Below are 11,333 nucleotides of genomic sequence, written 5' to 3' on the forward strand. Positions count from 1 at the left end.
TATCGATCACGGCTCACGATCCGGCGTAGGCGTTGGCAAGGGCGACGGCGGCGATCACCAGGACGACGGATCCGGCGAGCAGGGCGCTGAGGTAGGTCTGCAGGTTGCCGGTCTGGGCCCGGCGGAAGGCGGCCCCCAGCCAGCGGGGTGCTGCGCTCGCACCGCGTACGTAGGTGTCGATGACCTCGCGGTCCAGGAAGCGGACCAGTTGGGCTGCGGCGAGTACGGGGCGTACGAAGGCTGCGGTGTAGAGGGCGTCGAGGTGGAAGCCGGTCGCCGCGTGGCGGTGGAGCGGGCCGAGGAGCAGCCTGCCGGGGTCGAGGGGGTCGGGGGCCGAGGCGATGCTGCCGTAGACGGAGCGGTGGGTGGCGATGGCTTCGGCTTCGACGGTGCCGGGGTCTGCGTCCGGGTGGGCGGTGACGGCGCCGATGGGGGGCTGCTGTGCCATGGCCGTGGTGTGGCGCCAGGTGCCGTAGGTGACGAGGCCGCCGACGAGGGCGACGCCGGTCCCGAGGACGGAGGTGGTGAGGGTCGGGGCGAGGCTGTGGCCGTCGAACCAGTCGCTGAGGCGGCCGGCGGTGAGGCCGAAACCGATGGTGGGGATGGCGAGGAGCCAGAGCACACCGTTCATGGCGAGGGGCTGCTTGCCCTGGTCGGGGGCTTCACTGCCCTTGCCGCGGAAGGCGAGGAGCCAGAGGCGGGTGGCGTAGGCAGCGGTCAGCAGGGCGGTGACGAGGCCTGCGATCAGCACGGTCCAGCCGGCGCCCGCGGGGGCGATGGCGCTGTCGCCGAGCGCGGTGTTCTCGGCGGCGCTGAGGACGGACTCCTTGGAGAAGAATCCGGCGAAGGGCGGGATGGCGGCGAGTGCGAGCAGGGCGATGGTCATCGTCCAGAAGGCGTCGGGGATGCGCTTGGGCAGGTTGTCCATACGGCTCATGGCGGCCAGGGAGTTGGTGCCCGCGGCGTGGATGACCACGCCGGCGCCGAGGAAGAGGAGTGCCTTGAACGCGCCGTGCGAGAGGAGGTGGAAGACGGCGGCGCCGCGGTCGCCGACGGCCAGGGCGCCCGACATGTAGCCGAGTTGCCCGATGGTCGAGTAGGCGAGGACGCGTTTGATGTCGTCCTGGGCGAGGGCGGCGAGTGCCGATCCGATCATGGTGATCGCGGACATGACAGCGAGGACGGTCATGGCGGCCCCGGATGCCGCGAAGACGGGCAGCAGCCTGGCGACGAAGTAGATACCGGCGGCGACCATGGTGGCTGCGTGGATCAGGGCAGATACGGGGGTGGGGCCCGCCATGGCGTCGGGCAGCCAGGTGTGCAGCGGGAACTGCGCGGACTTTCCGGCGACGCCGGCGAGCAGCAGCAGGGCGATCAGCGTGGGGTGGTGGAGCCCGCCGTCGGAGACGGTCCGCAGGATGCCGGTGATGCGGAACGTTCCGGCGTCGGTGGCGAGCGCGAACAGGCCGATCAGGAAGGGGACATCACCGAGTTTGGTGACCAGGAAGGCTTTGAGGGAGGCGGATCGGGCTTCGGCGGTCTCCCAGTAGTGGCCGACGAGGAAGTACGAGCAGATGCCCATGACTTCCCAGCCGACGAGCAGCACCATCAGGTCGCCCGAGTAGACGACGAGCAGCATCGCGGAGGTGAAGAGCGAGACGATCGCCGCGTACGAGGGGTAGCGCGGGTCGTCGCGCAGATAGGCGGTCGAGTAGATCTGCACGCATCCGGCGACGGTCACGACCAGGACGGCGACGAGAGCGGCGAAGCCGTCGACGTACAGGGACAGGTCAATGGGTACGGAGCCGGTCGGGGTGAGCCGGGTGGCAGCTTCGATGGCCTGGCCGCCGCCCTGCCGGACGGCCACGGTGATCGCGAGTGCGGCTGCGGCGAGCGTCGGGAGGATGGCCAGCGGGCGGACGAATCCGGGCGCGATACGGCCGAGCAGGAGTCCGGCCACTGCTCCCAGGAAGGGAAGGAGCGGAACGAGGACGGCGAGGGTCGTCGTGGTCACGCGGCAGCCTCTGCCTTCTCCTCGCGGTCTTCGGGTCCGTCGGGGTCGTCCGGGTCGTGGGGTCCGTGCGGGTCATCGGGACCGTGCGGGTCGTCCGGGTCTTCCGGGTCGTGCGGGTCGTCGGGGTTCGGTGATTCGGCGGGGTCCGGTGATTCGGCGGTGTCGCGGAGCTTGTCGATGTCCGTCGTACCCCGGTTCCGGTGGACCGCCAGGACGATCGCGAGGCCGATGCCGATCTCGGCGGCGGCGATGGCGATCGTGAAGAGGGTGAGTGCCTGCCCGGAGTGGAGCTTGTCGCGCAGCCATACGTCGAAGGCAACGAGGTTGAGGTTGACGGCGTTGAGCATCAGCTCGACGGACATCAGGATCAGGATGACGTTGCGGCGGGCGAGGACTCCGTACAGCCCGGTGCAGAAGAGGAGGGCTGCGAGCACGGCGGGATAGACGAGATGCATCAGCGCTGCTCCCTGTTGTTCCGGGCTGCGCCGTTCTCGGTTGCGCTGGTCCCGGCTGCGCTGTTCTGGGCTGCGCCGGCCTTGGCCGCGCTGTTCTTCCGGGACAGGACGATCGCCCCCACCAGGGCAGCCAGCAGGAGCACGGAGAGCGCTTCGAAGGGCAGGACCCAGTTGCGGAAGAGGCTCTCGCCGGATGCCTTGGTGGAGCCCTGGACCGGTCCGTGGAGGTTGATCCAGGTCGTACGGAACGCGTCGACGACCACCCAGACGAGTGCGGCGGCCGCGGCGACGGCGACCGCGAGTGCCACCCAGCGGTTCTCCGAATCGGCGTCCGGAGAGCGGCCGATGGGGGCCTTGGTGAGCATCAGTCCGAAGAGCAGGAGGACGACGACGGAGCCGACATAGATCAGAACCTGCACCCAGGCGATGAACTCGGCCGTCAGCAGCAGGTATTCGATGGCGAGACCGCCGAGGGCCACGATCAGCCACAGTGCGGCATGTACCAGCTGCCGGGTCGTGACAGTGACGACCGCCGCGCCGAAGGTGGCGATGCCGACGAGGAGGAACGCGATCTCGACGCCCGTCGGGGACAGGAACCCGGGGTGGGCTGCGGCTGCGAAGGCGACCGCGTCTGCTGCGCGACTCACGCCTCCCCCTCCTGCTCCTGCTGGTTGTGCGGGTGGCTCTGCTCGCCCGGTGCGGCTTGCCCGGTCTGCGCTGCCTGCTCGGCCTGTGCGGCTTGCGCTGCCTGCCCGGTCTGCGCTGCCTGCTCGGCCTGTGCGGCTTGCGCTGCCTGCTCGGCGGCTTCGAGTTTGTCCGCCGCCTTGCGTGCGGCGGCGATCTCCTTGGGCTCTTCGGCGGCCGGGTCGAGCGCGGGGGGCGCCGGCACGGTCCACATCCACTCGCGGAGCTTGTCGCGCTCGTGGGTGAGTTCGTGGATGTCGGTCTCCGCGTACTCGAACTCCGGGGACCAGAACAGCGCGTCGAAGGGGCACACCTCGATGCAGATACCGCAGTACATACAGAGCGCGAAGTCGATCGCGAAGCGGTCGAGGACGTTGCGGCTGCGCTCGCGTCCGCCCGGCGCGGCCGCCGGCAGCGTCTCCTTGTGGGAGTCGATGTAGATGCACCAGTCGGGGCACTCGCGGGCGCAGAGCATGCAGACGGTGCAGTTCTCCTCGAACAGCCCGATGACACCGCGGGAGCGGGGCGGGAGTTCGGGCTGGACGTCCGGGTACTGCGCGGTGACCGTCTTCTTGGTCATGGTGCGGAGCGTCACGGCCAGGCCCTTGGCCAGACCGGAACCGGGAACGGGAGGCATCAGCTGATCGCCACCTTCACAATGCCGGTGAGCGCGATCTGCGCGAGGGCCAGCGGGATGAGTACGGTCCAGGCCAGCTTCTGGAGCTGGTCCTCACGGAGCCGCGGATAGGTCACACGGAGCCAGATCACGCCGAAGGCCAGGACGGCCGTCTTGAGGAGCATCCAGACCCAGCCGAGTCCGTCGCTGCCCCAGGGGCCGTGCCAGCCGCCGAGGAAGAGCACAGCGGTGAGACCGCAGAGGATGACGATGCCCGCGTACTCGGAGAGCAGGAAGAGCGCGAAGCGCAGCCCCGTGTACTCGGTGTAGGCGCCGAAGATGATCTCCGAGTCGGCGACGGGCATGTCGAAGGGCGGGCGCTGGAGTTCGGCGAGCCCCGCCGTGAAGAACACCAGGCCACCGACGATCTGCCACGGGATCCACCACCAGGCGAACGCGTCCAGGATGCCGGGCAGGGAGACCGTTCCGGCCGCCATCGCTACGGAGGCCGCGGCGAGCAGCATCGGCAGTTCGTACGCGAGGAGCTGCGCGGCGGTACGGATTCCACCGAGGAGCGAGAACTTGTTGGCCGACGCCCAGCCCGCCATGAGCGAGCCGAGTACACCGACGCCCATCACGGCCAGCACGAAGAAGATCCCCGCGTCGACGACCTGCCCCACCGCGCCCTCGCCCGGCCCGACCGGAATGACCAGCAGGACGAGCAGGTACGGGAGCAGGGCGACGGCGGGGGCGAGTTGGAAGATCCGCCGGTCGGCATCCGCCGGGACGATGTCCTCCTTCTGCGCGAACTTCACCCCGTCCGCGACGAGCTGGGCCCAGCCGTGGAATCCGCCCGCGTACATGGGGCCGAGGCGGCCCTGCATATGGGCCATGACCTTGTGCTCGGCCTGCCCCACGAGCAGCGGGAGGACGAGGAAGGCGACAAAGACGATGACCAGCCGGATGGCGACGTCGAGTACGTCGTTCACGCGGCATCGCCTCCGGCGGGGGTATCGGGACGAGGGGTGTCGGGACGGGGGGTGTCGGGACGGGGGGCGGGACGGGTGTTGGGGTCGGTCTCGGGTGCGGTTTCGGACTTGGGCGCGGTTTCGGGCTCTGCCTCGGGCTCAGGCCCGGTTTCGCGTTCGGGCTCGGGCTCTGTCTCGCGCTCGGGCTCGGGCTCGGGCTCTGTCTCGGGCTCGCGCTCTGTCCCGGGCTCGCGCTCAGGTGCCTTCTCGGTGGTCGACCGGTCCTCCGTCGACCCGTCCTCCGTCGCCGGGGTCTCGGTGGGTTCCTCCCCCGTGGCCGGCCCCTGCGGCGGCTCGAAGGCCGGGCGGGCGTTGCGCCAGGGCGCGTCGTCGCTGCCCGCCGGGGCGGGTGGGGCCGCCGGGGGCGTGGGCTCGGCCGCCCGCTGGGATGTGGACCCCTCGGACACGCTCCGGCTCCGCCGAGGACCCGCCGGTGTGCGCCCGGCGGGCGTCCTCCCAGCAGGTGTCCCGGGGGACGAAGCGGGAGTCTCCGCCGCAGTCGCCGGTGCCGTTCCCCCGTCCTGGACCTGACCGGGAGTCGCGCTCCCGGCCGGGCCTTGGGCAGTTGAGGCCTGGGCCTGGGGCTCCCCGTTCCCCGCCGTGGCCGGTGACTGGCTTGTGGAGCCTTCGTTCACGCTGCGGGCGCGCCGGGCCGGGCGGTCGCCCGCCGCGCGTGCGGCGCGTGCCGGGCGGGCCGGGGCCGGGGGGAGCTGGCCCTTCTGCGGGCCCCACTCGTTGGGGTCGGGGACGCCGGGCGGCAGCATCTGGCGGCGCTTCGCACCACCGGCTCCCGCGCCGTGCCCGGCCGTGGACTCCCCCGGCTCCTTCGCGCCCGGCCAGGCCTTCACGACGCGGGCCGCGAGGACGAAGTCCTTGCGCAGCGGGTGGCCTTCGAAGCCCTCGGGCAGCAGGAGCGGCACCAGGTGCGGGTGGTCGGTGAAGGTGACGCCGAACATCTCGTGCGTCTCGCGTTCGTGCCAGCTCGCCCCCGCGTAGACCGCGACGGCGGACGGCAGGACCGGTGCGGTGTGCGGGACCGTGGTGCGTACGAGCAGACGGCGCACCGTACGGCCTTCGAGTGCTACGACGTGGGCGCAGACCCGGAAGCCGGTGTCCGGTTCGTCGACGGCGGACAGCCAGTCGAAGTACGTGCAGCCGAGCCGGTCCCTGGCGGTCTCCAGGGCGGCGAGCCAGGAGGCGGCCGGTACGTCGACGGTGAGCAGGTCGTAACTGTGCCCGGCGGTGGCTTCCTCGCCGAAGAGTTCGGTGGCGGCTTCGGGGAGCCGGTCGTACGGGTGCGTCACCTGCATCACCGTCCCGCCCCCGGTACCGGCGGCGGGCTGATGAGGCCGCTGGTCAACTGGGCGGTGGAGGGCGCGGAGTAGCGCTCGCCGAGCGACTCCCTGGCGATCTTCTCCTGGAGCTTCAGGATGCCCTGAAGGAGCGCTTCGGGGCGGGGCGGGCAGCCGGGTACGTACACGTCGACGGGGATGATCTGGTCGACGCCCTTGGTCACGGAGTACGAGTCCCAGTACGGGCCGCCGCAGTTGGAGCAGGCGCCGAAGGAGATGACGTACTTCGGCTCGGGCATCTGCTCGTACAGCCGCTTGACCGCGGGTGCCATCTTGTCCGTGACCGTGCCGGAGACGATCATCAGGTCGGCCTGGCGGGGGCCCGGCGCGAACGGGATCACGCCGAGCCGGATGAAGTCGTGCCGGGCCATGGAGGCCGCGATGAATTCGATGGCGCAGCAGGCGAGGCCGAAGTTGAAGACCCACAGGCTGTACCGGCGGCCCCAGTTGAGGACCACCTTCATGGGTTCGGGGGCCAGCCGGGAGAGCACGCCCAGCCGCTGCGGGCGGGCGGCTTCCGGCAGCTGGCCGGTCTGCGCCTGGCTGCTGGGCAGCTGCGGATCCGGCAGATCGACGGGGTTCGTCACGTCCATTCGAGGACGCCCTTCTTCCATGCGTAGAGCAGTCCCACGGCCAGGAAACCGAGGAAGATGAACATCTCCACCAGCGTCGCCGACCCGTATCCGTCGGCCGCGAAGACCGTCGCCCACGGGAAGAGGAAGATCGAGTCCACCGCGAAGATCACGTAGAGGAAGCCGTAGACGTAGTAGCGGACCTGGGTGTGCGCCCAGCCCTCGCCGACGGGGTCGACGCCGCACTCGTACGTCAGCAGCTTCTCGGGGGTCGGCACCACGGGCCGCAGCAGCCGTCCGGCGCCGAAGGCCACGGCGACGAAGAGCACGCCGACGACCGCGATGACACCGACGACCGAGTACATGTGGAAGTAGTCCGAGTACCCGGAGCTCTCAGCGTGGCCCGCGTAATCTGCATACCTTGCGTGCCCCGCGTGCCCCGCGTGACTCGCATGGCTTGCGTGGCCCGTCTGGCTCGCGGCGAGAACCGCTCGGCCCGCCGCGGCAACGGTCGGTCCCGGCACGTCCGGCCCTCGCTCCCTGCGCCCTTTTCGTCGCCTCGTCCGTCACATTCGCCACGTTCGACGATCCGTACGCACGGGAGTCTAGGCCCTGATAAACACTTGGTAAGCAGCCGGATCCGGCACAGCGTCCGGCACCGGGCCCGCCGCATGGTGGGGTTATCCCTACTTCATCCCACCCAGCCGCCCCATGGCATCCGCCCCGGGGGCCCGGCACTCTTGGCGCATGACCGCGATCAACTCCCGTCGGCTCGACTCCGACCGGCCACCGCCCGCGCGCTTCGCGTTCGACCGGTTCACCTGGAAGGAGATCGCCCATCTCCTGACGAACCTGCCGGCTGCGATCGTCGGCTTTGTTTACGTCCTGTTCATGATTGCCCTGGGCGGCGGTCTGGCCGTCACCGTGGTGGGTCTGCCGCTGCTCGCGCTCGGGCTGCTCGGGGCGCGGCAGCTCGGCCGGTGGGAGCGGTCCCGGGCGCGGGGGCTGCTGGGCGTCCGGGTGGAGGAGCCGAGCCCGCTGTTCGTCAAGCGCGGTGGCAGCTTCTTCACCAGGCTGTGGATGAGCCTCAAGGACCCGGTGGGCTGGCGCGCGATGCTGTACGGGTTCATCCGTCTGCCGTGGGGCGTGCTGACGTTCTCCCTGGTCCTGCCCAGCCTGTTCGTGCTCTGGCCGGTGCTGCCGTTCATCGCGCGGGGTCTGACCAACGTCGACCGGGCCATGGTCCGCGGGCTCCTCTCCCCCTCCGACGAGCTGGAGCGCCGGATCGCCGAGCTGGAGTCGGACCGCGGGGTGGTCGTGGACACGGCCGCGGCGGATCTGCGCCGCATCGAACGGGATCTCCACGACGGGGCGCAGGCCCGGCTGGTGGCGCTCGCCATGGGGCTCGGCCTGGCCAAGGAGAAGCTCCTGGAGGATCCGGACGCGGCGGCCGTGATGGTCGGCGAGGCGCACGGTGAGGTCAAACTGGCCTTGCAGGAACTGCGTGACCTGGCCCGCGGTATCCACCCGGCGGTCCTGACGGACCGCGGGCTCGACGCGGCGCTCTCCTCGATCGCGTCACGGTGCACGGCCCCGGTGAAGGTCCGTGTCGATCTGGCGGAGCGGCCGGCCGAGGCGATCGAGGGCATCGCGTACTTCACGGTCTCGGAGCTCCTGCAGAACGTCAGCAAGCACGCCCAGGCGCGCTCCGCTTCGGTGGAGGTGTGGCGCTCGGCCGACCGGCTGCTGATCCGCGTCGAGGACAACGGGCGCGGCGGGGCGCGGCTCGACGGCGGTACGGGCATGGCGGGGCTCGCCGACCGGCTGGGCGCGGTCGACGGTCTCTTCGTACTGGACTCCCCGGTCGGCGGACCCACCACGGTGACGGCGGAGCTGCCCTGGCGCGACCGCGGCTGACGCCGGGGCGGGCCCTGCCGGAACGGACGCTTCCGGCAGGGACGCTGTCCTGCGGGGCACTGTCTTCACTCCGGGGGTAGGGAAAACCCCCGGTCGAAGACGGTGCCCCTCCTCATGGTCGACGGCGGTCCGCGGCGGGAGCATGGATACAGGCAGGCAGGGACTCAGACAGGCAGGGACACAGGCAGGCAGCCGGGCGGACAGCCCGCCCGCAGCCAACCAACCCCGCGGCCGATCAACCCCGCAGCCAGTCAACTGACCAACCCGCACACCGAGAAGACGAAGAGAAACGGACACCGCCATGGCCACGGATCACGGCATCACCACCCGGGACCACCGCGTGCCAGCGGTGCTGCGTGCGCCGTTCGAGGGGCGTACCTGGCGCGAGTTCGGATATCTGCTGCTCTCGCTGCCCATCAGCATCGTGCTCTTCACCTTCGGGATCACGATGTTCTCGCTGAGTGCGGGCCTGCTGGTGACCTTCATCGGCATCCCGCTGCTCGCTGTGGGCCTGAGCGTGTGCCGGGGCTTCGGGGCGATGGAGCGGGCCAGGGCGCGGGCGCTGCTCCGGGTCGACATCGCGGACCCGGCGCCGGCACGGGGCAGGACCGGCGGCATGATGTCGTGGGCGGGTGCCGTCCTGAAGAGCGGGGCGTCCTGGCGCCACCTGCTCTACTCGCTGGTGCACTTCCCGTGGGCCGTCTTCGCCTTCTCGGTGTCGGTGGTGCTGTGGACGTTCGCCTGGTCGATGCTGACGTACCCGCTGTGGCAGTGGGTCTTCCCGGCCTACTCGAACACGAGCGGCATCCAGCTGTACGGCGACGCGACGCACAGCGTCTACCTCGACAGTCCCTTCGAGATCACCCTGACCAGTCTGAGCGGTCTGGCCTTCGTCCTCGCCACCCCCTGGGTGATCCGGGGGCTGGCCGGAGTCGACCGGATGATGGTGCTCGGGCTGCTCGGTCCGTCGCGGCTGGACACCCGGGTCACCGAGCTGGAGTCGGACCGCGGAGTGGTCGTGGACACGGCGGCGGCGGATCTGCGCCGCATCGAACGGGATCTGCACGACGGGGCACAGGCCCGGCTGGTCTCCCTCGCCATGGACCTCGGTCTGGCGAAGGAGAAGCTGACGGCGGACCCGGAGGCGGCGGCCCGCATGGTCGACGAGGCACACGGCGAGGTCAAGATCGCGCTTCAGGAGCTGCGCGATCTGGCCCGCGGTATCCACCCGGCCGTTCTGACGGACCGCGGGCTCGACGCGGCACTGTCCTCGATCGCCTCGCGCTGCACGGTGCCGGTGCAGGTGGAGGTGGATCTGCCGGCCAGGCCGGCCGCCGCCATCGAGGGCATCGCGTACTTCACCGTCTCGGAGCTCCTCCAGAACGTCAGCAAGCACTCCCGGGCCACTCGCGCGTCTGTGGACGTCTGGCGGGTGGAGAACCGCATCATGCTCCAGGTGGCCGACAACGGCCTGGGCGGCGCCACGGGGCCCGGCGGCGACCTCGCCGCGGGTACGGGCGGCGGCGGTCTTGCGGGGCTCGCGGAGCGGCTCGACGCTGTCGACGGGCTGCTGGTCGTGGACTCGCCGGCCGGAGGCCCGACGACCGTCACCGCCGAACTGCCCTGGCGCGACTGAACGCACCCCGGCTTGCGCGCAACTCCCGACCGGCAGCCCGAACTCCCGCCCGGCAGCCCGAACTCCCGCCCCGGTGTGACCCGAGCTCCCGCCCGATAGTCCGGCTCCCGCCCGTTCGGCCTCCGATGCTGGGATGCTGGTGTGCGCAGGCAGGAATATCACCAAGTGGGGGGCTTCAGCGTCGTGGAGGACAGAGTGCGAGTGGTCATCGCCGAGGATTCAGTGCTGCTGCGGGAGGGCCTGACCCGGTTGTTGACCGACCTCGGTCACGACGTCGTCGCCGGTGTCGGTGACGCGGAGGCGCTGATCAAGACGATCGGGGACCTGGCGGGGCAGGAGGCGCTGCCGGATGTGGTGGTCGCGGACGTACGGATGCCGCCCACCCACACCGACGAGGGGGTCCGGGCTGCCGTACGGCTCCGCAAGGACTACCCGGGGATCGGCGTGCTGGTCCTGTCGCAGTACGTGGAGGAGCAGTACGCCACCGAACTGCTGGCCGGATCGAGCCGGGGCGTCGGCTATCTGCTGAAGGACCGGGTCGCCGAGGTCAGGGAGTTCGTGGACGCCGTGGTCCGGGTGGCGCAGGGCGGGACCGCCCTCGACCCCGAGGTCGTGGCGCAGCTGCTGGGCCGCAGCCGCAAGCAGGACGTGCTGGCCGGGCTGACTCCGCGCGAGCGCGAGGTGCTGGGGCTGATGGCGGAGGGGCGTACGAACTCGGCGGTGGCCAGGCAGTTGGTGGTCAGCGACGGGGCGGTGGAGAAGCACGTCAGCAATATCTTCCTGAAGCTCGGTCTCTCTCCGAGTGACGGGGATCACCGTCGGGTGCTCGCCGTGCTGACCTATCTGAACTCGTAATTACCTGACACCCTGTCAGATAGCGAGGTCGGAGCCGTCTCGCGGGAGCGGCCCCGAGCAGGACCTAGATCCAAAGGATGAGCACCCAGCGCAAGCGTCTGATGGCACCGAAGGGCCGGGAGGGGCGGTTTTAATGGCACTAAATCCGGGCAATTCGATGTCTCAAAAAGGCGTCCACCATATGAGCCTTCCAGGGAAGGCCAC

11 protein-coding genes are annotated in these 11,333 nt (G+C 70.5%); 3 read left to right on the forward strand and 8 right to left on the reverse strand.

Going from position 1 to position 11,333, the window contains the following annotated elements:
• Positions 1 to 13: 13 nt before the first annotated feature.
• From OG385_RS11760 to OG385_RS11795, 8 genes are read right to left on the reverse strand one after another with little or no spacing between them, the layout of a single operon-like run.
• Complete coding sequence (locus OG385_RS11760) at positions 14 to 2,014, reverse strand: NADH-quinone oxidoreductase subunit L (protein ID WP_266854335.1); 2,001 nt, start codon at positions 2,012 to 2,014, stop codon at positions 14 to 16.
• Positions 2,011 to 2,469 carry an NADH-quinone oxidoreductase subunit NuoK gene (gene nuoK, locus OG385_RS11765; protein WP_266854337.1) on the reverse strand — a complete coding sequence of 153 codons (459 nt, stop codon included), beginning with the start codon at positions 2,467 to 2,469 and terminating at the stop codon, positions 2,011 to 2,013. The genes OG385_RS11760 and nuoK overlap by 4 nt, the downstream gene beginning before the upstream one ends.
• Positions 2,469 to 3,116: an NADH-quinone oxidoreductase subunit J gene (locus OG385_RS11770; RefSeq protein WP_266854338.1), complete on the reverse strand. Its 648-nt coding sequence runs from the start codon at positions 3,114 to 3,116 to the stop codon at positions 2,469 to 2,471. Before OG385_RS11770 ends, nuoK begins: the two co-directional genes overlap by 1 nt.
• A complete protein-coding gene (locus OG385_RS11775; RefSeq protein ID WP_266854340.1) occupies positions 3,113 to 3,790 on the reverse strand; it encodes an NADH-quinone oxidoreductase subunit I in 678 nt (225 codons plus the stop codon). The genes OG385_RS11770 and OG385_RS11775 overlap by 4 nt, the downstream gene beginning before the upstream one ends.
• Entirely contained in the window at positions 3,790 to 4,758 is a 969-nt protein-coding gene (locus OG385_RS11780) for a complex I subunit 1 family protein (RefSeq protein ID WP_266854342.1), read from the reverse strand. Before OG385_RS11780 ends, OG385_RS11775 begins: the two co-directional genes overlap by 1 nt.
• Entirely contained in the window at positions 4,755 to 6,107 is a 1,353-nt protein-coding gene (locus tag OG385_RS11785) for an NADH-quinone oxidoreductase subunit C (protein ID WP_266854344.1), read from the reverse strand. Before OG385_RS11785 ends, OG385_RS11780 begins: the two co-directional genes overlap by 4 nt.
• Positions 6,107 to 6,742: an NADH-quinone oxidoreductase subunit B gene (locus tag OG385_RS11790; RefSeq protein WP_266854346.1), complete on the reverse strand. Its 636-nt coding sequence runs from the start codon at positions 6,740 to 6,742 to the stop codon at positions 6,107 to 6,109. The genes OG385_RS11785 and OG385_RS11790 overlap by 1 nt, the downstream gene beginning before the upstream one ends.
• Positions 6,733 to 7,086 (reverse strand): NADH-quinone oxidoreductase subunit A, encoded by a 354-nt coding sequence (locus OG385_RS11795; RefSeq protein WP_266854348.1) that lies wholly within the window; start codon positions 7,084 to 7,086, stop codon positions 6,733 to 6,735. The genes OG385_RS11790 and OG385_RS11795 overlap by 10 nt, the downstream gene beginning before the upstream one ends.
• A 382-nt stretch (positions 7,087 to 7,468) precedes the next feature.
• On the opposite strand from OG385_RS11795, the gene OG385_RS11800 reads away from it, so the two are divergent.
• The 3 genes from OG385_RS11800 to OG385_RS11810 all read left to right on the forward strand — a co-directional run bounded on the left by OG385_RS11800 (position 7,469) and on the right by OG385_RS11810 (position 11,129).
• Complete coding sequence (locus tag OG385_RS11800) at positions 7,469 to 8,638, forward strand: sensor histidine kinase (RefSeq protein WP_266854349.1); 1,170 nt, start codon at positions 7,469 to 7,471, stop codon at positions 8,636 to 8,638.
• 301 nt (positions 8,639 to 8,939) lie between these two features.
• Complete coding sequence (locus OG385_RS11805; RefSeq protein WP_266854351.1) at positions 8,940 to 10,274, forward strand: sensor histidine kinase; 1,335 nt, start codon at positions 8,940 to 8,942, stop codon at positions 10,272 to 10,274.
• A gap of 195 nt (positions 10,275 to 10,469) precedes the next feature.
• Positions 10,470 to 11,129, forward strand: coding sequence for a response regulator transcription factor (locus OG385_RS11810; protein WP_266860782.1), 660 nt, complete (start codon positions 10,470 to 10,472; stop codon positions 11,127 to 11,129).
• The last annotated feature ends 204 nt before the right edge of the window (positions 11,130 to 11,333 follow it).

The organism is Streptomyces sp. NBC_01306 (genome assembly GCF_026340465.1).
In the GTDB taxonomy this organism is placed as follows: Bacteria; Actinomycetota; Actinomycetes; order Streptomycetales; family Streptomycetaceae; genus Streptomyces.